The following is a 26960-nucleotide window of genomic DNA, read 5'->3' as shown; positions in this document are numbered from 1 at the left end:
GCGCCGAAAGATGACGTCTATAAGGACGCCGGCAAAGTCGAAGTCACGATCAAGGATGCCTCCGGCGGCAACTTCGAGAACCTGGTGCCGAGCACCGTTCCGGCCGTGACCGAAGTCACCGACACCATCGATACCACTACGGTGAAACTGACCGCGACTGAATCGGCAGCTGAAGGTGGCACCGTCACTTACACCGCGACCGTGGGCGCACCTGTGACCGGTTCGCCAGTCACCGTGACGCTGTCCAACGGTCAGTCGATCACCATCGAGGTGGGCAAGACCACCGGCACCGTGACCACCACTGCGCCAAACGATGCGCTCAACGGCCACACGCCGCTGACCAACGCGATCACCGGCGTGAGCGGTGGCAACTACGAAAATCTGGTCGCTGACAAAACCCCGGTCAGCACTACCGTGACCGACACCGTCGACACCACTAATCTGTCGCTGAGCGCGACCGACAGCGTGGCCGAAGGTGGCTCGATCGTTTACACCGCGACCCTGACCAACCCGGCCGGCACCCCGCTGACCGTGACCCTGTCGAACGGCGCTGTCATCACCATCGAGGCCGGTAAAACCACCGGCACCGTGACCGTTCCTGCGCCTGCCGATGACGTCTACAAAGACGCCGGCAAAGTCGAAGTCACGATCAAGGACGCAACCGGTGGCAACTTCGAGAACCTGGTTCCGAGCACCGTTCCAGCCGTAACGGAAGTCACCGACACCGTCGACACGACGACCGTGAAGCTGACCGCTTCCGAAACGGCCGCTGAAGGTGGCACCGTCACTTACACCGCGACTGTTGGCGCGCCAGTGACCGGTTCGCCTGTGACTGTGACCCTGGCCAATGGTCAGTCGATCACCATCGAAGTCGGCAAAACCTCTGGCACTGTCACCACCACCGCGCCGAACGATGCGCTCAACGGCCATGCGCCGCTGACCAACGCGATCACTGGCGTGTCTGGCGGCAACTACGAAAACCTTGTAGCCGACAAGACCCCGGTTTCGACCACCGTCACTGACACCGTCGACACCACCAATCTGACCCTCAGCGCCACCAACTCGGTGGCCGAAGGCGGTTCGATCACTTACACCGCCACCCTGACTAACGCTGCGGGCACCCCCGTGACCGTGACCTTGTCGAACGGCGCCGTGATCACCATCGAGGCCGGCAAAACCACGGGCACCGTGACCGTCGATGCACCGAAAGACGACGTCTATAAAGATGCCGGCAAAGTCGAAGCGACCATTTCGACCGCCACCGGTGGCAACTTCGAGAATCTGGTGCCGAGCACTGTTCCGGCTGTCACTGAAGTCACCGACACCATCGACACCACCACGGTCAAACTGACCGCGACCGAGTCGGCGGCTGAGGGCGGCACCGTTACTTACACCGCGACTGTTGGCGCACCTGTCACCGGTTCGCCTGTGACCGTGACCCTGGCCAACGGTCAGTCGATTACCATCGAGGTCGGCAAAACCACCGGCACCGTCACCACCACCGCGCCGAACGATGCGTTGAACGGTCACACACCGCTGACCAACGCGATCACTGGCGTGACTGGCGGGAACTACGAAAACCTCGTGGCTGACAAAACCCCGGTCAGCACTACCGTGACTGACACCGTCGACACCACCAACCTGACCCTGAGCGCCACCAACTCGGTCGCCGAGGGTGGTTCGATCGTTTACACCGCGACCCTGACCAACCCGGCCGGCACTCCGGTGACCGTGACCCTGTCGAACGGCGCTGTCATCACCATCGAGGCCGGCAAAACCACCGGCACCGTGACCGTCGACGCACCGAAAGACGACGTCTACAAAGATGCGGGCAAAGTTGAAGCAACCATTTCGACCGCCACCGGTGGCAACTTCGAGAATCTGGTGCCGAGCACCGTTCCGGCCGTGACCGAAGTCACCGACACCATCGACACCACCACGGTGAAACTCACCGCCACCGAGTCGGCGGCTGAAGGCGGCACTGTCACTTACACCGCCACCGTGGGCGCTCCTGTGACTGGCTCGCCAGTGACCGTGAACCTGTCGAACGGCCAGAGCATTACCATCGAAGTCGGCAAAACCACCGGCACCGTGACGACCACGGCGCCTAACGATGCACTCAACGGCCACACGCCGCTGACCAACGCCATCACCAACGTGACGGGCGGCAACTACGAAAATCTGGTGGCCGACAAGACGCCGGTCAGCACTACCGTCACCGACACCGTCGACACCACCAACCTGTCGCTCAGCGCGACCGGCACCGTGGCCGAAGGTGGTTCGATCACCTACACCGCGACCCTCACCAACGCTGCGGGCACGCCGGTGACCGTGACCTTGAGCAATGGCGCCGTGATCACCATCGAAGCCGGCAAAACCACCGGCACTGTGACCGTTCCTGCACCAGCTGATGACGTCTACAAAGACGCCGGCAACGTACAGGCCACGATCACCAACGCCACCGGTGGCAACTTCGAGAACCTGGTCACCAGCACCACGCCAGCGGTAACCAGCGTCACCGACACCATCGACACCACCACCGTGAAGCTGACCGCGACCGCAACAGCGGCCGAGGGTGGCACCGTCACCTACACCGCTACCGTAGGTGCACCGGTGACCGGCTCGCCTGTGACCGTGAACCTGTCGAACGGTCAGTCGATCACCATCGAAGTCGGCAAAACCACCGGCACCGTGACCACCACCGCGCCGAACGACGTGTTGACCGGTCATGCGCCGCTGACCAACGCCATCACCGGCGTGAGCGGTGGTAACTACGAAAATCTGGTTGCGGATAAAACCCCGGTCTCGACTACCGTCACCGACACCGTCGACACCACCAACCTGTCGCTCAGCGCGACTGGCATCGTGGCCGAAGGTGGTTCGATCACCTACACCGCGACACTGACCAACGCTGCTGGCTCGCCAGTCACCGTGACCCTGTCGAACGGCGCCGTGATCACCATCGAGGCAGGTAAAACCACCGGCACCGTGACCGTTCCTGCGCCAGCCGAAGACGTCTACAAGGACGCCGGCAACGTGCAGGCCACCATCACCAATGCCAGCGGTGGCAACTTCGAGAACCTGGTCACCAGCACCACGCCAGCGGTGACCAGCGTCACTGACACCATCGACACCACCACCGTGAAGCTGACCGCGACCGCGACAGCTGCTGAAGGTGGCACCGTCACCTACACCGCTACCGTGGGGGCGCCGGTGACTGGCTCGCCAGTGACCGTAAACCTGTCCAACGGTCAGTCGATCACTATCGAAGTAGGTAAAACCACCGGCACCGTCACCACCACCGCGCCTAACGACGTATTGAATGGTCATGCACCACTGACCAACGCGATCACCGGCGTGAGCGGCGGTAACTACGAGAATCTGGTGGCCGACAAGACCCCGGTCAGCACCACCGTGACCGACACCGTCGACACTACCAACCTGACCCTGAGCGCCACCAATTCGGTCGCCGAAGGCGGTTCGATCGTTTACACCGCGACCCTGACCAACGCTGCGGGCACTCCGGTGACCGTGACCTTGAGCAACGGCGCCGTGATCACCATCGAGGCCGGTAAAACCACGGGCACCGTGACCGTTCCTGCCCCGGCGGACGACGTCTACAAAGACGCCGGCAACGTACAGGCCACGATCACCAACGCCACCGGTGGCAACTTCGAGAACCTGGTAACCAGCACCACGCCAGCCGTGACCAGCGTCAGCGACACCATCGACACCACCACCGTGAAACTGACCGCGACCACGACGGCGGCCGAAGGTGGCAACGTGGTCTACACCGCGACCGTCGGCGCACCAGTGACTGGCTCGCCGGTAACCGTGAATCTGGCCAACGGTCAGTCGATCACCATCGAAGTCGGCAAAACCACCGGCACCGTGACCACCACCGCGCCGAACGACGCGTTGACCGGCCATACACCGCTGACCAACTCGATCACCAACGTCAGCGGCGGCAACTACGAAAACCTCGTAGCCGACAAGACGCCGGTCTCGACCACCGTCACCGACACCATCGACACCACCAACCTGTCGCTCAGCGCGACCGGCACCGTGGCCGAGGGTGGCTCGATCACTTACACCGCAACCCTGACCAACGCCGCTGGCTCGCCAGTGACCGTGACCTTGTCCAACGGCTCGGTGATTACCATCGAAGCGGGCAAGACCACCGGCACCGTGACAGTTCCTGCACCAGCCGATGACGTCTACAAAGACGCCGGCAACGTGCAGGCCACGATCAAATCCGCCACCGGTGGCAACTTCGAGAACCTGGTCACCAGCACCACGCCAGCCGTAACCAGCGTTACCGACACCATCGACACCACCACCGTGAAGCTGACCGCGACCACGACGGCAGCCGAGGGTGGCAACGTTGTCTACACCGCGACCGTCGGCGCACCAGTGACGGGCTCGCCTGTGACTGTGACCCTGGCCAACGGTCAGTCGATCACCATCGAAGTCGGCAAAACCACCGGCAGTGTGACCACCACCGCGCCGAACGACGTGTTGAATGGTCATGCGCCACTGACCAACGCGATCACCGGCGTAAGCGGCGGCAACTACGAGAATCTGGTGGCAGACAAGACCCCGGTCAGCACCACCGTCACCGACACCGTCGACACCACCAACCTGTCCCTCAGCGCGACCAGCACCGTGGCCGAGGGTGGCTCGATCACCTACACCGCAACCCTGACCAACGCCGCTGGCTCGCCAGTGACCGTCACCCTGAGCAACGGTTCGGTGATCACCATCGAAGCCGGCAAAACCACCGGCACCGTGACCGTTCCTGCGCCAGCCGATGACGTCTACAAAGACGCCGGCAACGTACAGGCCACGATCACCAACGCTACCGGCGGCAATTTCGAAAACCTGGTCACCAGCACCACACCAGCAGTGACCAGCGTCACCGACACCATCGACACCACCACCGTCAGCATCACCGGCAGCACCTCGGTGACCGAAGGCCAGACCGCAACCTACACCGTCAGCCTGACCAACCCGGCGCAAACCGAGGTCACCCTGAAAATCGTCTACAGCGGCACCGCCGCCGACGGTTCGGACTTCACCGGCGTGTACACCGTGAAGATCCCGGCGGGGGCCAGCAGTGCGCAGTTCAACGTCGCGACCATCGATGACAAGATCACCGAAGGCACCGAAAACTTCGTGGTCAAGATCGACTCGGCCACCGGTGGCAACTTCGAAAACCTGGCGGTCAGCAGCACCAATGGCAGCGTCAGCACCTCGATCATCGACAACGATGCACCGCCGGTCATCGACCTCGACGCCAACAACTCAAGCGGTGCAACGGGTGCCGACTACAAGGTGACCTTCACCGAGAACACCCCGGGCGCAGGTGTGTCGATTGCCGACACCGACATCAAGATCACCGACCCGGACAGCACGATGCTGACCGGCGCCACCGTCGTGCTGACCAACCGTCAGGACGGCGATGCGCTGAATCTGGGCAACAGCGTCAACGGCATCACCATCAATGCCAACAGCACCAACGGCACCGTCACCCTGACCCTGTCGGGCAACGCGACGCTCGCCGACTACATGCAGGCCATCAAGAACATCAGCTTCACCAACAGCAGTGAAGACCCGAGCACCGTGCCACGGATCATCACCGTGACCGTGACCGATGGCGGCAACTACTCCAACACCGCGACCACCACGGTCAACGTGGTGGCAGTCAACGATGCGCCGGTCGCTGCACCGGTCAATGTCACCGGCACCGAAGACACCCCACTGGTTCTCGGCTGGTCGACCTTCGGCGTCAGCGACGTCGACAGCCCGGCCAGCAGCCTGGGCGTGAAAATCACCCAGCTGCCGGGCGAAGGCAAACTGCAGTATCTGGACGGCTCGACCTGGAAAGACGTCGCCACCAACCAGACCTTCAGCAAGGCTGACATCGACGCCGGCAAGCTGCGCTTCCTGCCGGATGCCAACGAGTCGGGTGTGAACGGTTACGGTGGCACTGGCGTTGGCAACAATCAGGCCGACTACGCGCAGATCAAATTCCAGCCAACCGACGGCCAGTTGCTGGGCAACACTGGCACCATCAAGATCGATATCACGCCGGTGGCGGATGCACCGACCCTGTCGGTGGCCGACAACAGCGTGAAGTCCACCGGGCTGATCAAGGAAGTCTGGACCGGTCTGTCGGGTCTGGGCACCGACGGCAGCGGCGCGAATTCGACCACCCTGAAAAACGTGATCGACGGTGCCGGCAAGCCGAACACCAGCGGCACCGTGAATAACGTGCAGTCCGACGGCAGCGTGACCGCCGGCACTGCGTCGAAAACCTCGGGCCTGATTTATCTGGAAGCCGGCAAGACCTACACCTTCAGCGGCACCGGTGACGACAGCCTGCTGGTGACCATCGGCGGCAAGAACGTGGCCTCGACCACGTGGGGCGCGGGTGGCAACCTCAACGGTTCGTTCACCCCGACCACCAGCGGCTACTACACCCTGGACATCTACCACCACAACCAGAGCGGCCCGGGCAGCTACGACGTCAACCTGTCGGTCAACGGCAGCACGCCGATCGACCTGAGCAGTGCCGGCGTGCCGATCTATACCGGCGTGCAGGATCTGGTGAATGCCGGCGTGACCGTCTCCGATCTGCACGGCAGCAACGGCGAAGGCTATTACGACGGCTACAAACTCAACACCGGCGCCGAAGGCACCACCGTGAAACTGTCGTCGATCAGCACCGCGCTGACCGACACCGACGGTTCGGAAACCCTGAGCATCAAGATCAGCGGCGCACCGGTCGGTTCGGTGCTCAGCGATGGCGCAGGCCACAGCTTCACCGTGACCGCCACCAGCGGCGACGCCAACGTCACCGGCTGGAACCTCGGCACCCTGACCGTGACCCCGCCGACCTACTACAACGGCCAGTTCAACCTGACCGTGACCTCGACCTCAACCGAACAGGTCGGCGGCTCGGCCAGCACCACTGCGACCATCCCGGTCACCGTGGTGCCGGCGGTATATAACGCGGTGGTCGCCACTTCGGCCGACGACACCGTCACCGGCACCGACGGCAACGACATCATCGTCGCCGACATCGGCGGCCTGACCGTGGTGCCGGGCACCAACTACAACATCGCGTTCATGGTCGACAGCTCGGGCAGCATGAGCGCCTCGTCGATCAACGCCGCCAAGGACTCGCTGACGTCGGTGTTCAACACCCTCAAGCAGAGCCTGGGCAGCAACTCGGGCACGGTGAACATCTTCCTGGTGGACTTCGATACCCAGGTCAACAAGTCGGTGTCGGTGAACCTCAACGACCCGAACGCACTGACCTTGCTCAAGGCCGTGCTGGACTCGATGTCGTCCGGTGGTGGCACCAACTATGAGGACGTGTTCAAGGCCACGGCGAACTTCTTCCAGAGCGCCGAAGCGCTGGCCAACACCGGGGCGAAGAACCTTACGTACTTCATCACCGACGGCCAGCCGACCTACTACCAGAGCAACGAGCAGACCAACCCGACGCTGTACGGTAACGTGAAGCTCGATGATGTGGTGAAAACCAGCAACTACAAACTGGGCGACAGCTTCAGCACCTACATCGACAACACCCACTACCTGAGCATCAACACCTCCGGCGAGGTCGTGTTGCAGACGTACAAGAATGGCTACTGGAACTGGAACAGTCTGGGCACCATTCATGCTCAGGGTGACGGCACCTACGAGATCTCGAGCCTGGCCGGCAGCGGCAGCAGCACCTCGTCGTACACCACCGACAACTCCGCCGCCGGCTTCGCACTGCTGAGCGGTCTGTCGAACGTCGAAGCGATCGGCCTCAACAACGGCGTCAGCCTCAGCGATTTGAAACCTTACGATTCGGACAAGACGCCGCAGACCAACATCGATCCGAAGGACCTGGCCAACTCGATCATCGGCCACACCGAAGCGACGATGCCGGGCAACGACACCGTCAGCGGTGGCGACGGCAACGACATCCTGTTCGGCGACCTGGTGAGCTTCAACGGCATTGCCGGCGAGGGTTATCAGGCAATGCAGGCGTTCGTGGCCAAGGAAACCGGGGTCGACGTCAGCAAAGTCACCACCAGCAACGTGCACCAGTACATCACCGAGCACTATCAGGCGTTCGATGTGTCCGGTGCCCACGACGGCAACGACACGCTGCTGGGCGGCGCGGGCAATGACATTCTGTTCGGCTCGGGCGGCAACGACCTGCTCGACGGTGGCAAGGGCAATGACATCCTGCTCGGCGGCACCGGCAACGACACGCTGATCGGCGGTCAGGGCAACGACATCCTGATCGGTGGTTCCGGTGCCGACACCTTCGTCTGGAAGGCAGGCGACACCGGCAACGACGTGATCAAGGACTTCAAGGCCAGCGAAGGCGACCGCATCGACCTGCGTGACCTGTTGCAGGGCGAGACCGGCAGCACCATTGACAACTTCCTGAAGATCACCACGGTCGACGGCGTGTCGTCGCTGCAAGTCAGCTCGGGCGGCAAGTTCAACGCGGGCGATGCCGCAGCCGCCACCCCGGACGTGACGATCAAACTGGAAGGCAACAACTGGTCCACGGTCAACATTCACAACCTGATTGCCGGCAGCGATCCGACCATCAAGGTCGACCACAACAACAGCTGATGCGTGAACAACGGCCGCCCCACTGGGGCGGCCGTCGCGTTTTCGGCGCTTGAACCGGTGACGATTTCGTCGGCGCACCGCATACTCGCGCGCAGTTGGCTATGCTGCTGACAGCATGACGCTGGTCCATTTCCGAGGGATGCTCAATGTTTTACGTGCAACGCGATGCGCAGGGTCAGTTGATTCGCGTGGAAGCTGCGGCCTACGCCGAGGCCACGGAAACGCTGCCGGCCGACCACCACGAAATCCAGGCCTGGTACGCCAACGAAGCCGTGGAGAACAGCCTCAAACAGCTCAAGCAGAGCGACCTGGAAATGATCCGGGTACTCGACGACCTGATTCAGGTGCTGACCCAGAAAGGCGTGATCCGCGTCACCGACCTGCCGCCGGCGGCCCAGGCCAAGTTGATGGACCGGACCCAGGCTCGGGAAGCGCTGGGCGGGTTGAGTCAGTTGATTGATGAGGATGAGGGCGGGTTGATCTAATCCAGGATCTTCGATGAAGTTTGATCGTTCCCACGCTCTGCGTGGGAATGCCGCCCATGACGCTCCGCGTCACAACGGTGTCTGACGCGACACCGACGGTGTGACTGGAACGCAGAGCGTCCCTTTGTGCATTCCCACGCAGAGCGTGGGAACGATCAGTCAGCCCCAGGGTTTTGGCTCACCGAACAACTGCCCCTGAACCCCATACAACCCCATCTCGCGAATCACCGACAATTCCCCTTGCGTCTCGACCCGCTCGGCAATCAGCGGCAGATCGATGCTGTGCGCCGCACGCTGGATCGCCTCGATGAACAGACGCTTGTCGCTTTCCTGATCGATCGCCCGGATGTAGCTGCCATCGATCTTCAGGTAAGCCAGCCCCAGCCGCGCCAGGTTGCCGATCATGCTGAAACGCCCGCCGAAGCGCTGCAGGCTCAGGGAGAAACCGAGTTCACGCAGGCGCCGGGTCAATTGTTCCAGCACCGCTTGCTCCGGCAATTGCTCCTCGCCGATTTCCAGGGTCAGGCGCGCACCGAGGTTGGAATGCGCCCGCAGAATCTCGAACACTTTGTTCAACGCCTGCGGATCGGCGAGGGTCGCCGATGACAGGTTCAGCGCCAGCGATTCTTCATGGCCGGCCATCTGCTCCAGCACCCGCTCAAGCATCAAACGGTCCAGCCGTGCGGTCCAGCCGAAGCGCTCCAGCCACGGCAGGAAGCGTCCGGCGGGAATGGTCTGGCCCTGATCGTCGAGCAAGCGTGACAGCACCTTGTAATGCAGCACCAGTTGCGTGTCCTGCGCCGCCACTACCGGCTGGAAGAACAGCTCGAAACGCCGCTGATTCAACGCCTGATCGAGCAAACGGTGCCAGGCGTGGTGATCGTCGCCGACCTCCGCCACCAGGCTCTGATCGAGGCACGCCCAGTTCTGCTCGCCCTGCCCTTCGGCCTGGGCCAGCGCCTGATCGCCGAGGCTGAGGACCGCTTGCGGCGAATCGCCGTGAGCGAACGGTGCCAGGCCGATAGAAGCCACGGCGGGCACGTCGGTGGCGCCTGTCGCGTGCAGGCTGCTCAGGGCACTGTCGAGGCTCTGCGCCAGTTGCAGCGCTTCTTCACGGGTCAACCCCGGCGCCAGCACGGCGAATTCACCGCCGCGAATCCGGGTGACGAGGTTCTGGGTTTCCGGGTATTTGGCGCACTCGCGGGACAGTTGCTCGCCGACCGCTTTCAACAATTCATCGGTGCGCTGACCGCCGAGGCGCTGGTTGAGACCGGCCAGATCCTTGACCCGCAACAGCAGCAGATAACCGGAACTGGCCTGCTCCGGGTTGCTCACCCGCGCATTCAGCTGCATCTCGAAATAACGCCGGTTGGCCAGCCCCGTGAGGTTGTCCTGATAGGACTCGGTGCGCAGTTTTTCACTGCGTTCGGCCTGCTCCTGGAACAGCGCCTTGAGCTTCTCGACCATCTGGTTCATGGCCAGCACCACGCGGCGCAATTCAGGCGTGCGCGGCAAGTCCGGCAAGCTGAGGAACTCGCGGCGGGCGATGGCGTGGGATTGCTTGACCATGTAATCCAACGGCTTCAGTTGCCGACGCAGCAACAGCGCGCCCAGCACCGCACTCACCGCCCCGCAGACCAGCAACCAGCCAAGGCTGCCGAGCGCGCTCTGCCAGAGCTTGGCCAGGGCGAACATCGGGTGGCTGACCACCTCGACCCGCGCCGCCTGCTCCCAGCCACGGCTGACCAGCGCATCGCCACCGGCCGGTTCCAGGCCGATCAGTCTGACGAACCAGTCCGGCACGTTGGTGACCGCCGGAATGCCGTTGCGCTCGACAATGGTCTGGTCGGTCTTCAGATCGACCACGCGGATGCTCGAGTAATAACCGCTGTCGAAGATCGAGCTGACCAGCAGCTCGACCATCGCCGGGTCATCGATGTTCGGCGTCAACGACAGCGCCAGCGCCGTGGCCGCATCCTGGGCGTGGGAGCGCAACTGGTTGACGTACTGGGTGCGCGAGCTCTCCAGACTGACCATGAAGCTGCCGGTGAAGGCAACCACCAGGAACAGACAGATAGCGATCAACAGCTGTTTGAACAAAGACATCTGAGCGCGTGCTCCTAGTTAGTCGTCTCGACCGGAAATCCTTCGGCCTGCATTTTCTTCAACACATCCTGCCAGCGTGACAGGCGTTTGGTGTCACCGACCTTCTTGTTGCCCTTGGCGCCCGGCAGGTACAGCCCTTCGGCATTGAAAGAGTAGACCGGCAGCAAATCGGTTCGCTCGGCGGCCGGCTTGATCGGGTCGATCAGGCTGTCGAGCACCAGCGGCATGGCGTCAGGGCTGGAATAGTAAGTCAGGACCATGTGCGCGCGGTTCTGGCGCAGGGCCTTGACGTAGGTGATGCGCAACTTGTCACTGGCCACACCGAGGTGGCGCAGGCTGAAATACTTGGCGATCGCATAGTCTTCGCAGTCGCCGGCGCCTTTCCACAAGGCTTCGATGGGGGTTTCCCAATAATCGACCTCGTGCCACAGATCGATGTCTTCGACGTAGCGCATCTGTTTGTTGAAAAACAGGTTCACCACTTTGAGCTTTTCCATCTCGCTGACCTGCTTCTGCGTGGCCAGCAGATTCTGCCAGGCATCGATCCGCTGTTGCCCGGCGCCCAATGGCCCGTACAGCGCCGTGGCCTTGCGGCTGATCGCGGAAAAATCCCAATCGGCATGCAGGCCGCCCAGCATGATGCCGGCCAGCAGCAGCGCGCCGGCAAGCCAGCGCGCAATCCGTGGGATCACGTAACGTACCGCCAATGCAAGGCATCCAGGGCAGAGAGGAAAGCGCTTGATGGTGAAGGTTAGCCCAGCAAAAAACAATGGCACCATGAGATCATCGCTGCCGCGCTAAACTTCAGATGTGACAGGGTTCTTCTACACGGTTTGACAACCTGTAGAGCAATCACTAGTGTCCTTTGGATCCAAATCCGCAGTCATAGGGTGTGCAGTTGTGACCCAAAAGCCCAAGCCACTCCACAGCATCAAAGTCGACGGCCCGATTCCCGCGCATCTGGCGCGCTCGGTCATCGAAGAAACCCTGCGCGCCGCCATTCTCGACGGGCGCCTGCCCTGCGGCACCGCCGTGCGCCAGCAGGATCTGGCCGACCTGTTCGGTGTCAGCCGCATGCCGGTGCGCGAAGCCTTGCGCCAGCTCGAGGCCCAGGGCCTGCTGAACGTCACTGCCCACAAGGGCGCCGTGGTGGCGCCGCTGATCCAGGGTGACGCAACGGAAACCTATGAGCTGCGCATTCTGCTGGAGTCCGAAGCACTGCGCCAGTCGATCCCGCTGCTGACCCCGGTCGACCACGAACGCGCGGCCGGTTTCATCGAAGAACTGGAAAACGAACACGACTACACCGAAATCGGTCGGCTCAACCGTCTGTTTCACATGGCGCTTTACGGCAAGGCGCCCAATGGCCGACTGTTGCGGCTGGTGGAAGACGGCTTGAACGAAGAAGAGCGCTTCCTGCGCTTCAACCTCGAGGCCATGGGCCTGGGCAAAATCTCCCAGGACGATCACCGCGCGTTGTTGCAGGCGGTGAAAGAGCGTGACACCGCGCACGCCGTGACACTGCTGGAGCAGCACCTCAACCGCGGTGTCGAGGTCATCACCCGTTACCTCGCCAGCTCCGCCGGCCAAAGCCGCAAAGCGGCGCACTGAATCCTCCCTCCCGGGTGAGCCTCCACTCACCCGGCGAATAACCCGCTTACAAATCCCCCCCACCCGTCACGGTCATTTGCCGTGGCACATCGACGCCTGCGCTCTAACCTCCCTTCTGCTTTGAACAGCCCGGAATTTGCACCGCAAGGAAGTCATTTTCGACGATAGCCGCGGCGCCGATTTACGCGCACCCTTGAATCGCCAACCCAATATAGAACGGGGACGCGCCGCCCCGGCAGCAGTCCCCGCACCAGGAACCTACGGAAGGAGCCTTGTCACGGGAACAGGAAGAAACGGCGCTCTTACAGCCCGACTTCATCCCCTCATATCAATTCGATTACTTAATTTGAAAGTTGCTTCGAGTGAGGCATTCACTCTTGTCGTTCAATTTTGGCCATTAAACGCCGAAAGGAGCAACTACGCCCAAATAAAACTTAACTTATAAGTTTTATCAGCCCCACTCACACTTCAAAAACAGCCAACTAAAAATAATTAAAAATAAACTTGTTAAGTTGTTTTGCGATGTATTAGTTTTTCTTCGCCGAGTTTGGATCCGAAATCACCAACCCGGCACAACCTTGCGCTACGGCCAGGTTCGCAGCGGTTTATCCGTCCGCTGCTGTCCCGGGCCCTTCAGACATTGCCTGTTTTCATCGAAACCGAATGAGGCTGTCGTTCGCCTGGAGAAACTTGCTCAACGTTGTTAGCGATTAATTGAGCAATCCTTATTCCCTATTAACCAGAGTCTCGCAACCATGCCAACTAAAGAGCAACTTATACTGAAGAAAGCCGAACTCAGCATTCATCCGATCTTCTCCGAGATCGATTCTTTGGCGACATTGCGCCGGTTCATGGAGTCCCATGTATTTGCTGTCTGGGACTTCATGTCGCTGACCAAACGCCTGCAGCAGGAACTGACTTGCACTCGCCTGCCGTGGTTACCGCCACGAGATCCGCACGCAGCAAGACTGATCAACGAAATCGTGCTCGGGGAAGAATCGGACGATCGGCTGTCACACGGGCATTACAGTCACTTCGAACTGTACCTCGATGCGATGCGCGAAGTCGGTGCGGACACGACAGCGGTGGAGCGCTTCGTGACGCTGCAACAGGAAGGCGTGAGTTACGACGTCGCCCTGCAAAGCGTCGAGGTCGATCCGGCCGCTGCGCGGTTCGTCCGCGACACTTTGCACACCGCACTGCATGCACCCGGTCACAGCGTTGCCGCCGCCTTCCTGCACGGTCGCGAGAGCGTCATCCCGACCATGTTCCAGCGCATGCTCGATGCCTGGGGCATCGGCGTCGAGCAGGCGCCGACCTTCCGTTACTACCTGGAGCGACACATCGAAGTCGACTCCGAAGACCACGGCCCCGCCGCAGAACAACTGCTGGATCGACTGGTGGACGGCGATCCGCAGCGCGAAGCGGAGGTCTACGCCAGCGCCATCGCCGCCGTGGAAAGCCGCATCGCTCTGTGGGACGGCCTGCGCCTGAGCATGCGCGAACCGTTGGCGGAGGTGGCCCAATGAACGCCGCCGACTACCAGTCTTTCGCCGACGCCTGGGAAAGCCGCGCGACCATCCGCACCCGGCCACGCCGCGTGCTGGAGGACGACGCGCGACTGATCTATCCGCTCAGCCGCCAGCCATTGGTGCTCAGCGAAACCTTCCTGCGCGAATGCCCGCAGCAGCGTGATTTCGCCCTGGTGCAGACGCTGTACAAATTCATCAACGACGTGGTGATTTTTGAAACCGAGATCGTCGACAAGACCGCCCGCAGCATCGCCAAGAACCGCTTCGCCGTGGCCTTCCCGTTCGCCTGTCGCTACGACGCCATGACCGTGGTGGTGGACGAGGATTACCACGCGCTGGTGGCGATGGATTTCATGCAGCAGACCGTGGCCATGACCGGCATCGAGCCGATCGAGCTGCCGAATGAAATCGAACTGAGCCGGGCGATTCCGGCCGCGGTCGAACTGGCCCCGCAACACTTGCGCAGCGCCGTGGAGCTGATCTGCGTGGCCATCGCCGAAAACACCGTGACTGGCGATGTCGCGGCGTTCGCCCGGGACGACACGGTCAAGCCGTCGATCAAGGGCCTGATGGCCGACCACTTGCTCGACGAGGGCCGGCACTCGAGTTTCTGGGCGCGGATGGTGCGCATCTACTGGCACACCGCGAGTGATGCGGATCGCGACTGCATCGCGCAGATCCTGCCGGTGTTCATCGGCCATTACCTGACCAACGACATCCAGAAGGCCTTCGACCTGCGCCTGATCGACGCCCTGCCGGTCAACGATGCCACCCGCCGCGCACTGAAAGACGAGATGGCCGGGCTGGCCTTCCCGATCAATCGCCACCACCCGCTGGTGGGCAACATCGTGCGGTTTTTCCACAACAGTTCGCTGCTCGACACACCGTGCGTGCAGCACGCCCTGCGCGACTACCTGGTTTGACAAGGAGGCTGACATGAGACGTCTCGACATTTTGCTGAGGGGCCGTAGTCAGGCCTTGACCGACCTGACGCAGGAGCTCGAACAACACGGTCATTCGTTGCTGACGGAGGTTGCTCCGTCGGTGGATCTGGTGATCGATGACGGCAGTCTTGCGCCACAGGATTACGGCACGACAGCGCAGCTGAACTTGCGCCTGGGCATTGGTGCAACGGGCATCGGCGGATTGCCGGTGCTCGATCTGCTATGCCTCTGCAACTCGACGCTGCTGAGCCGCGTGCCCATCGCCGACGAACCGTCCGGCAATGGGCAGGCCCTGCGCCAGCGAACACTGGCGCAAGTGGTGGACGAAGTGGCGCTGCTGGTCAGCCGTTTTTCCCGCGATGCCGAGTATTTCCAGCACGCGACAGCGGCCCGTGCGCCGGACTTCGAGCTGGTGGAAAACCTGCTGTTCCTCGACAGCCTGGCTTACATCCATCGCCTCAATGCCACGGCCCATCCGGCCTTGCTGCAACAGGCGCAAATCCCGGTGATCGAGCGGCTGCAACAGAGTCTGATCGAACACGCGGAGCGCCCGGCGCTGCACCTCGCCGAGCAGTCGATCAGCTATCGCCAGTTGCATGATCACAGCCGTGCAATCCAGCAACGGTTGCTGACAATGCTGGAGACACAGCAGCAACCGTGGGTGGTGGGGATTTGTCTGCCGAAATGCGATGCGCTGTTTGCTTCGATCCTGGCGATTCTCGGCAGCGGCGCGGTGTACCTGCCGCTGGAGCCGAGCCATCCACTTCAGCGCCAGCAGTACATTCTGGAAAACGCCGGGGCGGTGCTGTTGCTGCACGACGGCGAACACCCGCTGAGCGCTTCGATGCCGGGGCTGGATGTCTGCCGCATCGACCGCACTGACGTCGATCTGTCGCAACCGTTGGTTCGTCACCGGATCGAGCTCGGCGCGCCGTGCATGGCGCTCTACACCTCAGGCACCACCGGGCATCCGAAGGGTGTGCTGCTGAGTCAGGCAAACCTTGCGCACTTCACCGCGTGGTACGCCGATTACGTGCAGTTGCGGGCTGAGAGCCGGGTGCTGCAGTTCTCGTCGCTGAGTTTTGACTCGTCGCTGATCGACATCTTCCCGACCCTGCTCGAAGGCGCGGAACTGGTGGTGCCCGATGACAACCAGCGGCGTGATCCGCTGCAACTGGTGGCGCTGATCCGCCGTCGGCAACTGACCCACGCGTTCCTGCCGCCGGCGCTGTTGAGCATCCTGCCGCTGGAGCAACTGCAAAACGTCGGGCAGATCATGACCGGCGGCGACGTCTGCGAGCCGTTCGTGATCGAGCAACTGACGCGCCAGGGCAAGCTGCATAACCTCTACGGTCCGACCGAAGCCACGGTGCTGATCACCGCGCGGCAACTGCAACCGGGGGACAGCAATCGCACCCTCGGCGGGCCGATTGCCAACAGTCAGGTGCTGATCCTCGATGACGATCTGCAACCGGTGCCGGAGCAAACGGTGGGCGAATTGTTCATCGTCGGCCCCGGCGTATGCCTGGGTTACCTGAACAATCCACAGCAGACGGCGGAGCGCTATCTGGACTTGGAGTTGCCGGATGGTCAGCGTCTGCGCGCCTACCGCAGCGGCGACATGGCCAAGTGGGGCGAGGATGGCATCGAGCTGTGCGGACGCCGCGACAATCAGGTGAAGATTCGCGGCTTCCGGGTCGAGCCGGAAGAGATCGAACGGTGCCTGCGCGAGAGTCAGCTGTATCGGCAGATCGCCGTGGTGATCGACAGTCAGCGACGGATTCTGGCGTTCCTTGCCCAGCCGCAATCGGATGCCGCGCGCGAGTCGTTGAAAGCTCACGCGCAGCAGTTTTTGCCTGACTACATGCAACCGGTGGCGTGGACGGAACTGCCGAACATGCCGTTCGCCGCCAACGGCAAAGTCGACCGAAAAGCCTTGCTGGAGTTGCCGGTCAGCGTGCAGGACAGCGGCCCGAAATGCCTGCCGGCCAACGCCGAAGAAGCGCTGCTGTTGGAGATCTGGGGCGAGTTGCTGGAGCTGCCGACCAGCGACATTTCCACCGACGAAAGCTTCTTCAATCTCGGCGGTCACTCGATTCTGCTGTCACGCATGCTCCTGCGTCTGCGGGAGGAATTCGGCCGCAGCATTTCGATCAACCGCTTCATCGAACTGCCGACCATCGCCAAGCTCGCCACGCTGGTGCGCGGCACCGACGACAGCGCGGTGCTCAGCGCCCAGGCGATGGCCGACGCCGAGCGAGCGCTGGACATCGAGCCGCTGCCGATCAGCCGCATGGGCGATGTGCACAAGGTGATCGTCACCGGCGCCAACAGTTTTGTCGGCGTGCATATCGTCGAGGCGCTGCTGGGATGGGGCGCCAGCGAGGTGGCGTGCCTGGTGCGCGACGGCGGCGGGCAAACCGCGGCGCAGCGCTTTGCCCAGTCATTGCGAGAGAACCGGCTGGAGCATCTGGACCTGAGTCGGGTGCGGGTCTATTCGGCGGACATCACCCGGCCGCAACTGGGCCTCGCCGATGACGATTTCGAGCGACTGGATCGTGAATTCGGCGCGCTGGTGCACAACGCTGCCAACGTCAATCACGTACTCGACTACGAGTCGCTGGCGGCGGACAACGTCGAGCCGATTTTCGAACTGCTGCGGCTGTGCGAAGGGCGCAGCAAAAAGGTGTTCAATTTCGTCTCGACGCTGTCGGCCTCCAGCACCGTCGACGACGCAGGCCGGGTGCTGGAACTGCCCGCCGCACCGACGCCGCCGATCTACATCCGCAACGGCTACAACCTGTCGAAATGGGTCGGCGAGCGCATCCTCGAACGGGCCCGGGAGCGTGGGGTGCGGGTCAATCTGTACCGGCCCGGCAACATCAGTTTCAACAGCCTCAGCGGTGTCTGTCAGCCGCACAAGAACCGTTTGATGCTGATGCTCAAGGGCTCGATCCAGCTGGGTCAGGTGCCGGCCTTCGCGCTGAATTTCGACCTGATGCCGGTGGACTTTCTTGCCCGTTTCATCGCCTTCCACGCCAGCCGTTATTCGGCCGAACGGGCGGTGTTCAACCTGCACAACCCGGAGCCTCTGAGCTGGGATGCCTACGTCGCGTCGTTCCGCGAAACCGGCAGCGAGTTTTCGCTGGTCAGCGTCGCCGACTGGCAACAACAACTGGACCGGGTCGATGCCGACAACGCGCTGTTCGGCGTGCTCGGTTTTTACCTCAACGGCTTCGAGGAAGACATCGGCGACATCTCCCTGATCGGCCACGCCAACGCCCAGGCCGGCGTGCAGCAGATGGGCGCGCACTACCCGGAAAAATCCCCGGCGCTGCTGCGTCGCGGCTGCGACTACCTGAAAGAAATCAACTTCATCTGACTCATCAACCAAGGAGCAACACCATGAGCAATCTTCAACCCGACACCCTGATCAAAAACCCTCACGGCTGCCACGTCGTGTCTTCGGTGGAAGTACCGGTGGACGCCAGGCAAGTGTGGGCAGTGGTCGGTAAATTCGACGGTTTCGACCGTTTCATTCCGGCGCTGTCGCACATTGAAATGACCGGCGAAGGCGTGTCGTCGCTGCGCAAGAAGTTCTTCAAGGATGGCAACATCGTGGTCGAGCAACTCAACTCCCGGGACGACCAGGCGCTGAGCATGACCTGGACCACCATCTACAACACCCTGGGCGTGGCCAATCTGTGGGCGGCGATGAATGTGGAATCTTTGGGCGCGGGCAAGTCGCGGGCGACCTGGACGATCATTGCCGAACCGGCCAGCGGTGGGCCCGAGGCACTGCCGGGGTTCAAGGATTTCGTGCAGGGGTTTGCCGATGACGCGATGGGCAATGTGCTGAAGCTGTTTGTGTAAGGCATGAAAAAGCCCGCTGCGGATCACTCCGCAGCGGGCTGTTTTTTACCGCAAGCGATCAGATCTTGAAGCTGTCGACCAGCTGTTTCAAACGGTTGGCCTGCTGCGACAACGCATCGCAATCCTTCAACGTTTCATTGAGGTTGGCCACGCTCTGCTGGTTCAGCAGGTTGATCTGGTTGACGTCGACGTTGAGGGTTTCCACCACGGCGGTCTGTTCCTCGGTAGCGGCGGCCACCGACTGGTTCATGCCGTCGATTTCGCCGATGCGCTGGGTCACGCTGACCAGGCGCAGACCGGCCTGGTTCGCCACTTCAACGGTCTCCTCGCTGGACGCCTGACTGGCGTTCATGGTGGTCACCGCTTCGCGGGAGCCGACCTGCAGCGAAGTGATCATCTTGTGGATCTCTTCCGCCGACTCCTGGGTGCGGTGAGCGAGGTTACGCACTTCGTCCGCCACCACCGCAAAACCGCGTCCGGCTTCACCGGCACGGGCCGCTTCGATGGCCGCGTTGAGCGCCAGCAGGTTGGTCTGCTGGGAGATGCCTTTGATCACATCGAGAATGTGGCCGATGTTGTCGGTGCTCGCGTTCAGGGTTTCGATCTGGGTGCACGACAGGCTGATCTTCTGCGACAGCTCGGTCATGGCCTGAATCGTCTGCTCGACCACCTGACGACCGTCATCGGCCTGCTCGCTCGCGCCGCTGGCGTGTTGCGAAGCGTCGGCCGCGTTACGGGCGATTTCCTGAGTGGCGGCACCCAGTTGATTGATCGCGGCGGCCACGCTGTTGGTGCGCGCGCTTTGCTCGTCGGAACCGATGATCGAGGCGTTGGACGATGCCATCACCCGTTGCGACAGGTCGTGTACGTGGCGAGTCGCGGAAGACACTTCGGAAATGGACGCGTGAATCCGCTCCACGAACTGGTTGAACGAACTGCCCAGCTCGCCGAACTCGTCCTTGCTTTCCACTACCAGACGACGGGTCAGGTCGCCCTCACCCTGAGCGATGTCCTGCATCGCGCGGCCCATGGTGATCAGCGGACGCATCAGCACGGTGATAAGCAGACTCAGGAAGACTGCAATCGCGCCCACCGCGACGAACATCGCGATCACTGCCGAAGTACGGAACTGGCTGAGTGCGGCGTAGGCCTTGTCGCGATCGATCGACAGACCGATGTACCACTCGGCATTCGGCAGACCGGCGACCGGAGTGAACGAAAGGATGCGTTCCTGGCCGTTGAGCACCACGTTCTGGTTGCCCTTCTCAATGCGCACTCCAGCGTTCGGGTAGATGTCCTTGAGGTTCTTCATCACCTGGTCTTTGTCCGGGCTGACGATCACCTGACCGTCACCGCTGACCAGGAACGCGTGGCCCAGGCCGCCGAAGTCCACCGAGTTGATGATCTTCACCAGGGTTTCCAGGCTCAGGTCACCGCCCACTACGCCAAGCAGCTCGCCGTTCTTTTTCACCGGCATGGCGATGGTCACCACCAGACCGCCAACGGCGGCCATGTATGGCGGGGTCAGCATGGTCTGGTCAGCGGCCACGGCCTGCTTGTACCAGGGGCGCTGACGCGGGTCGTAACCGTCCGGCATCTTCGCGTCAGGGCGCTGGGTGAACACGCCGTTGGCCTGACCGACGTAGGTGAACTGGAAGTTCGAGGTGAAGGCCGGTTGATCGACCAGCCCCGGGAAGTCGGCATTCTTGCCTTGATGGGCGACGTTCTGCGCGAGGTTTTCCAGCACCAGAATCCGCCCGCTCATCCAGTTCTGCACACTGCTGGCGGTCAAGTCACCGGCCTGCTGGACCGAGGACTGGAGGTTCTGGCGAATGGTGTTTCGCTGCAGATAGTCGTTGTACAAAGTGAACAGCGCGAACGCCAGGACCACGACGCCCGAGGCGGCCAGCAGGATTTTATGGCTGAACTTGAGATTCATTTCATGGGACTTCTTATGCGAAAAGTGGGGATGCGTTCCGGATGCAACATTCCATGTACAGCGCAGGCAGCGTTCTGACGGCTGCTCTACTTTGGTGCACGCATGTCTCACCAGTCTGTCGGCACGCTTTGGAGAAAACTTAGGGCTTTGCAGGAAATGGATGGCATTTCTGCCAGATTCCCGCCGGACGGTGTATTAGAGCGGTCGCCTCTGCTTTTTTGATGAGCGTTTTGCAGCGCCGGTTGCAAATTCTGTAACCCTTGATGACAATGCGACTAATTATCATTTGTGACGTTCGGGCTGTCGCGTTCATGTCCTCACCTGAGTTGGCTGTACAGGCGCTTTACAGTAGTCATCACGGCTGGCTCAACGGCTGGTTGCGCGCGCGGCTGGGCAATGCCGCCGATGCGGCGGATCTGGCTCAGGACACCTTCGTGCGTTTGCTGCAGCGCACCGAGCGTCTGGAACTCAAGGCACCTCGCGCGTTTTTGCGCACAGTTGCCCGAGGGCTGGTGATTGATCATTGGCGCCGTGAAGAAATTGAACGCGCCTATCTGGAAACCATCGCCCATTTGCCTGAAGCCGAAACCCCGAGTGCCGAATCCCGCGCCTTGGTGATCGAACTTCTCGAAGGCATTGCCCGCATGCTTGAAGGCTTGAAGCCGAAAGTGCGTCAGGCATTTCTGCTGGCTCAGTGCGAAGGTTTGACCCACAAGCAGATCGCCGAGCAGATGGGGCTGTCCCTGCGCTCGGTAGAACGCTACGTCGCCGATGCGCTGTTTCACTGCTACGTGTTGCGGTACGAAAGCTGATGCCGGTGGACAACCTCTCGCTCGGCCGACGCGCCGAGCCACCCCAGCAGGTGGTCCGACAGGCCATTCACTGGCTCCTGCGCCTGCGTAATAACAACGGCAACCCGCGCCTGAATCGCCAGTGCGAACAATGGCGCGCCGAGCACCATGATCACGAACTGGCCTGGCAACGGGTGCAGTCTCTGCAAGCTGAACTGACTCACAATCTGCGCGCCGTGCCTGGTGCGCAGGTGGCATTCAACACGCTGGAAAACAGTGCGCAGGGGCTGGGGCGACGTCAGGCATTGAAGCTGTTGTCCGGCGCGCTGCTGATGGGCTCGGCGGGATGGCTGGCCAAAGACACGTCCGTCTGGCAACAGTGGAGCGCCGACTACGCCACCGCTACCGGCGAACGCCGTGGCTTCCAGTTGCCGGACGGCACGCGGATCGAACTCAACACCGCCAGCAGCGTGGATCTCGATTACACCGCGCAACAACGGCTGATCAAGCTGACCCGTGGCGAAATCATCGTCACCTGTGGCGGTGCCGATGAAGGTGCGCCGATTGACCGACCGCTGCGGGTGCAGAGTCGTCATGGCAGTTACGAGCCGTTCAAGGCGCGATTCATTCTGCGCCAGGAAGATGACTGCACGCGCCTGAGCGTCACCAGTGGCCGGGTCGCGATTCACTCCGCTGGCAACTCGATGGAGGCCATCGCCGGTCAGAGCTATCTGATCGATCACCATCAAGTTCGCCCGGCGCCGCCGTTGGACATGGATGCCGGTGCCTGGGTCGACGGGCTGATCGTGACTCGCAACATGCGGCTGGGCGACTTCCTCGGCGAAGTCGGGCGGTATCGTCAGGGATTTCTGAGCTGTGCGTCGGATATTGCGGATTTGCGTCTGTCCGGCGTGTTCCGTCTTGAGGACACCGACAAGCTGCTGGCGATCCTGCCGCAGACCCTGCCGGTGCAATTGCGCTACCGCACCCGTTGGTGGGTGACGCTGGAGTCTGTGGCCTGAAAGTATTTTGGCGGGTTTTCGCGGCAAGTCCGGCTTAGTCAGTAAGCACTTCAACTCAGCCTTCGCGACTGCCTACGGAAACCTACAATGACTGCGCGCGTTACCTGTAAGACCCCTCTGAATTTCTCTGCCGAATCGGGATTGTTGCGCCACGCCGTTCGGGCGGCGCTGTTTTCTACTGCACTGGGCGTTGGCGTGTTGCCGAGCCTGAGCATGGCGGCCAATGCCAGCGAGGTCAGCAGCCACCGCTACAACATCGCCGCCGGACCGCTGGGCGATGCGCTCAACCAGTTCGCGCGTGAGGCGGGCATCACGTTGTCGATGACGCCGCAGCAAACCCAGGGCCGGCAGTCACCGGGTGTGCAGGGCGAGTATTCGACCGATCAGGCGCTGAGTCATCTGCTCGGTGGTTCGGGTCTGGAGGCGGTCAGCCAAGACGGCAGCAGCTATGTGTTGCGCTCGGTTGCAGGAACCGAAGCGCTGGCCCTGCCGACCACCGACATCAAAGGCTTCGCCCTCGGCAACGCACTGGGCAGCATGGACGGCTACAACGCGACGCACAGCCAGATCGCCACCAAGACCAGTACCGCGCTGCTGGAAACCTCGCAAAGTGTGTCAGTAGTCACCCGTGAGCAAATGGATGACCAAGGCTCGCAAACCGTGTCCCAAGCCATGCGTTACTCCCCCGGCGTACTGACCAACCCTTACGGCGCCACGCACCGTTACGACTATGTGGCGATGCGCGGCTTCAACGATGGCTCGGTGGACAACATCTACCTCGACGGCCTCAAGTCGATGGGCGACAGCGGCACCTACAGCACGATGCAGGTCGATCCGTATTTCCTCGAGCGCGTCGATATTCTGAAGGGCCCGTCGTCGGTGCTCTACGGCCGCAGCTCGCCGGGCGGTCTGGTGGCGCTGACCAGCAAGAAGCCGCTGTACGAGGCCTATCACCAGGTACAAGCCACCGTGGGTACTCAGGGCCAACGTGGTGTCGGTTTTGACTTCAGCGGACCGGTCGATGACGACAAGCGCATCGCCTATCGTCTGATCGGATTGACGGATCAGTCCGACACGCAATTCGACCACAACAAGGAAAAGCGCTTCGCCCTCGCGCCAACCGTCAGCATCGATTTCAGCGAGGACACGTCGCTGACTCTGCAAGCGTATCTGCAGCATGACCCGGACGGCGGCTATCACGGTGGCGTGCCGGCCGACGGCACGATTCATCAGCGCAACGGTAATCGTATCTCGCCGCACTTCTTCGAAGGCGAGCCGGGCATTGACGGTTACTCCCGTGATCAGCAGTCGTTCGGTTACCAGTTCGAACACCGCTTCAACGACGTCTTCACCGCGCGGCAGAACTTCCGCTACCTCGACTCCAAAGTGAACATGGATCAGGTGTACGCCTATGGCTGGACGTCGCCGACCAGCAACGAACTGAATCGCTACTACACCGGCGGTGACGAGCGCCTCCATGCGTTCATCGTCGATAACATGCTCCAGGCCGAATTCTTCACCGGCGCAACCAAGCACACAGTGCTGATGGGCGCGGATTACCAGCGGCGCAAAACCGTGGTCGACTGGACCAGCGGCGGCCTGGCGCCGATCAATGCGTTCAACCCGGTGTACGGCAATTCCGCTATTACACCGTACGGCGAGACCAGCTACCTGCGCCGTCTTGAGCAGACCGGCGTTTACCTGCAAGACCTGATCGAGATGGACAAGTGGCGCTTCTCGCTGGGCCTGCGCCAGGACTGGGTGGAAACCTCCGACGAAAACCGCATCGCCGAAGCCGGCCGTCCGGTCGGCACCGAGATCAATGATCGACGCACCAAGCTCACCGGCCGTGCCGGCGCGCTGTATCTGTTCGATAACGGCCTCGCGCCGTACGTCAGCTATTCCGAGTCGTTCAACCCGAATTCCTACGCGGACAGTGCTGGCAATCCTCTTGCACCGACCGATGGAACGCAGTGGGAAATGGGCTTGAAGTATCAGCCGCCGGGTACTGACAACCTGTTCACCGCCTCGTTGTTCCGCATCGATCAGGAAAACCTGGCGACCAAACTGCCGCAGGAAAATTTCTATCGCGCTGTAGGCGCTGTCCGCTCTCAGGGGCTGGAACTTGAAGCGCACATGCAGTTGACCGACAACCTGAAAGTCCTCGGCAGCTACACCTTCACCGACATTGAATACTCGAAGTCGATGACCAGCACCTTGAGCACACCGACCAATGTGATCGAGAACAAAGGCAACTCGCCAACCCAGGCACCGCGGCACATGGCGTCCTTGTGGGCCGACTACAAGTTCGACAGCGCGGCGCTTGATGGCCTGCGACTGGGCGGTGGTGTGCGTTATGTCGGCTATAGCTGGGCGGATGCAGAGAACACCATGAAGGTGCCGTCCTACACATTGTTCGACGCATCGATTGGCTATGACCTCGGCAAGGTCGGTCTGAAGGGTATCGACGTACGCCTGAATGCGAACAATCTGACCAACGAATCCTACGTGGCCTCCTGCGCCAGCCTGGACTTCTGCTACATGGGCGAAGAGCGCAACGTCGCCGCCACGGTCAGTTACCAGTTCTAAGCCTTTGTCTTGTGCATGAAAAAGCCAGCCCCTGATTTCAGGGGCTGGCTTTGTCGTATCTGTGGGGGGAAGTTTCCATGCGTTCGTTTCTGGTTTTGTTGCACCGGTATATCGGGTTGGCCACGGCGGTTTTTCTGCTCCTGGCCGGGATCACCGGAAGCATTCTGGCGTTCAACCATGAGCTGGATGAGTGGTTGAATCCGGAGTTTTACGCGGCGTCGGCCGAGGGAGAGCGTCTGCCGCCAGGTGAGCTGGTTGATGCGGTGCAATCGGCCCATCCGAAGTTGCAGGTCTGGTACATGGAGTACCCGAACGAGGCAGGCCACACGGCATTACTGGCGGCGGTACCGCGCAATGATCCGGCGACGGGTGAACCGTTTAAAGAACGCAATCAGGTGTTCTACCTCGATCCGGTCAGTGGCGAGCAAAAAGGCCAGCGTTACTGGGGCGAGTGCTGTTTCCAGCGTGAGAACTTCGTTCCGTTCATTCTCGAGTTTCACTACAACCTGACACTGCCCGGTAACTGGGGTTTGCTGCTGATGGGGTTGGTGGCCATAGCCTGGGTGATCGACTGCTTAATCGCCCTCTGGCTGACATTGCCGCGGGGGAAACCGTTCTGGAAGAAGTGGTCGAGCGCCTGGAAGATCAAGGGCGGCCATGCGTATCGACTCAACTTCGATCTGCATCGGGCAGGGGGCTTGTGGCTGTGGTTGTTATTGCTGCCGATAGCCGTCAGCAGCGTGGCGATGAACCTGCCGAGCCAGGTTTTCAAACCGGTGGTGTCGTTGTTTTCTTCGATTGAACCGAGCGTGTATGAGGCCCGAGGGCGAATGCCGGCCGAAGAGCTGGGGATCACCCGATTGAGTTATCAACAGGCGTACGAAAGGGCACAGCAGGAGGGAAAAAGGTTGGGGCTGACAGCAGCGATCGGCGAGTTGTATTACAGCTTTGAATACAACTTTTACGGTGCGGGATTTGGACAGCATGACACCGAGGCCCACGGCAAATCCTGGTTATTCTTCCACGGTACTGACGGACGATTATTGGGGCAGGAGATCGCAGGAGAAGGGACGTTGGGAGAGCGGTTTTATCGGTTGCAGTTGCCGATACATGGGGGGCGGATCATAGGCTTCACCGGACAAGTGATGATCGCAGTATTGGGTGTTCTGATTGCGGGGTTGTCGGGGACTGGCGTCTACATCTGGTGGCGCAAATGGCAGGCTCGTCGGAGCAGCAAGACGCGCAGAGCTGTTTGAAGATCAGACTTTTATGGGCTCTGAAACGACAAAACCCCTGTCTGCATTAGCAGACAGGGGTTTCGGAATTCAATCTTGACGATGACCTACTCTCACATGGGGAAACCCCACACTACCATCGGCGATGCATCGTTTCACTTCTGAGTTCGGGATGGGATCAGGTGGT

At 61.4% G+C, this 26960-nt stretch carries 13 protein-coding genes, 1 rRNA gene and 1 pseudogene; 11 read left to right on the top strand and 4 right to left on the bottom strand.

Going from position 1 to position 26960, the window contains the following annotated elements:
- Together BMZ46_RS12075 and BMZ46_RS12070 are read left to right on the top strand one after the other, a co-directional pair.
- A pseudogene (locus BMZ46_RS12075) lies at positions 1 to 8646 on the top strand (LapA family giant adhesin); the annotation flags it as partial.
- Positions 8647 to 8792: 146 nt separating this feature from the next.
- Positions 8793 to 9131: a hypothetical protein gene (locus BMZ46_RS12070; protein ID WP_039773037.1), complete on the top strand. Its 339-nt coding sequence runs from the start codon at positions 8793 to 8795 to the stop codon at positions 9129 to 9131.
- Between the two features lie 159 nt (positions 9132 to 9290).
- On the opposite strand, the gene lapD is transcribed toward BMZ46_RS12070, so the two are convergent.
- Together lapD and lapG are read right to left on the bottom strand one after the other, a co-directional pair.
- Entirely contained in the window at positions 9291 to 11237 is a 1947-nt protein-coding gene (lapD, locus tag BMZ46_RS12065; RefSeq protein WP_074689337.1) for a cyclic di-GMP receptor LapD, read from the bottom strand.
- Between the two features lie 14 nt (positions 11238 to 11251).
- Positions 11252 to 11944 (bottom strand): cysteine protease LapG, encoded by a 693-nt coding sequence (gene lapG / locus BMZ46_RS12060; protein ID WP_039773040.1) that lies wholly within the window; start codon positions 11942 to 11944, stop codon positions 11252 to 11254.
- A gap of 193 nt (positions 11945 to 12137) precedes the next feature.
- Here lapG and BMZ46_RS12055 point away from each other — a divergent pair, with 193 nt between their 5' ends.
- The 5 genes from BMZ46_RS12055 (at position 12138) to BMZ46_RS12035 (ending at position 19197) form a co-directional block, all read left to right on the top strand.
- Positions 12138 to 12848 (top strand): GntR family transcriptional regulator, encoded by a 711-nt coding sequence (locus BMZ46_RS12055; RefSeq protein WP_039773042.1) that lies wholly within the window; start codon positions 12138 to 12140, stop codon positions 12846 to 12848.
- Between the two features lie 755 nt (positions 12849 to 13603).
- Positions 13604 to 14377 carry a DUF3050 domain-containing protein gene (locus tag BMZ46_RS12050; RefSeq protein WP_074689335.1) on the top strand — a complete coding sequence of 258 codons (774 nt, stop codon included), beginning with the start codon at positions 13604 to 13606 and terminating at the stop codon, positions 14375 to 14377.
- Complete coding sequence (locus BMZ46_RS12045; protein ID WP_039773046.1) at positions 14374 to 15303, top strand: diiron oxygenase; 930 nt, start codon at positions 14374 to 14376, stop codon at positions 15301 to 15303. The genes BMZ46_RS12050 and BMZ46_RS12045 overlap by 4 nt, the downstream gene beginning before the upstream one ends.
- 13 nt (positions 15304 to 15316) lie before the next feature.
- Positions 15317 to 18706 (top strand): non-ribosomal peptide synthetase, encoded by a 3390-nt coding sequence (locus BMZ46_RS12040; RefSeq protein WP_074689333.1) that lies wholly within the window; start codon positions 15317 to 15319, stop codon positions 18704 to 18706.
- 23 nt (positions 18707 to 18729) lie between these two features.
- Entirely contained in the window at positions 18730 to 19197 is a 468-nt protein-coding gene (locus tag BMZ46_RS12035) for an SRPBCC family protein (RefSeq protein ID WP_039773050.1), read from the top strand.
- A gap of 58 nt (positions 19198 to 19255) precedes the next feature.
- Here BMZ46_RS12035 and BMZ46_RS12030 read toward each other — a convergent pair whose 3' ends face one another.
- The gene (locus BMZ46_RS12030) at positions 19256 to 21136 is read right to left on the bottom strand and encodes a methyl-accepting chemotaxis protein (RefSeq protein ID WP_011331841.1); all 1881 of its coding nucleotides are present in this window, start codon (positions 21134 to 21136) and stop codon (positions 19256 to 19258) included.
- Between the two features lie 311 nt (positions 21137 to 21447).
- On the opposite strand from BMZ46_RS12030, the gene BMZ46_RS12025 reads away from it, so the two are divergent.
- The 4 genes from BMZ46_RS12025 to BMZ46_RS12010 all read left to right on the top strand — a co-directional run bounded on the left by BMZ46_RS12025 (position 21448) and on the right by BMZ46_RS12010 (position 26794).
- A complete protein-coding gene (locus BMZ46_RS12025) occupies positions 21448 to 21948 on the top strand; it encodes a sigma-70 family RNA polymerase sigma factor (RefSeq protein WP_074689331.1) in 501 nt (166 codons plus the stop codon).
- On the top strand, positions 21948 to 22949 hold the full coding sequence (locus tag BMZ46_RS12020; protein ID WP_074689329.1) for a FecR domain-containing protein: 1002 nt from the start codon (positions 21948 to 21950) through the stop codon (positions 22947 to 22949). Before BMZ46_RS12025 ends, BMZ46_RS12020 begins: the two co-directional genes overlap by 1 nt.
- A gap of 87 nt (positions 22950 to 23036) precedes the next feature.
- The gene (locus tag BMZ46_RS12015; protein ID WP_074689327.1) at positions 23037 to 25538 is read left to right on the top strand and encodes a TonB-dependent siderophore receptor; all 2502 of its coding nucleotides are present in this window, start codon (positions 23037 to 23039) and stop codon (positions 25536 to 25538) included.
- A 77-nt stretch (positions 25539 to 25615) separates the two neighbouring features.
- Positions 25616 to 26794 carry a PepSY-associated TM helix domain-containing protein gene (locus BMZ46_RS12010; RefSeq protein ID WP_074689325.1) on the top strand — a complete coding sequence of 393 codons (1179 nt, stop codon included), beginning with the start codon at positions 25616 to 25618 and terminating at the stop codon, positions 26792 to 26794.
- Between the two features lie 73 nt (positions 26795 to 26867).
- Here BMZ46_RS12010 and rrf read toward each other — a convergent pair.
- Positions 26868 to 26960: ribosomal RNA gene (rrf, locus tag BMZ46_RS12005) — 5S ribosomal RNA — on the bottom strand; the annotation flags it as partial.

It is taken from the genome of Pseudomonas sp. NFIX49 (assembly GCF_900115915.1).
Lineage (GTDB): Bacteria > Pseudomonadota > Gammaproteobacteria > Pseudomonadales > Pseudomonadaceae > Aquipseudomonas > Aquipseudomonas pharyngis.
The sequence above is the reverse complement of the archived record's forward strand: the minus strand, read 5'-3'. Positions and strand labels throughout refer to the sequence as shown.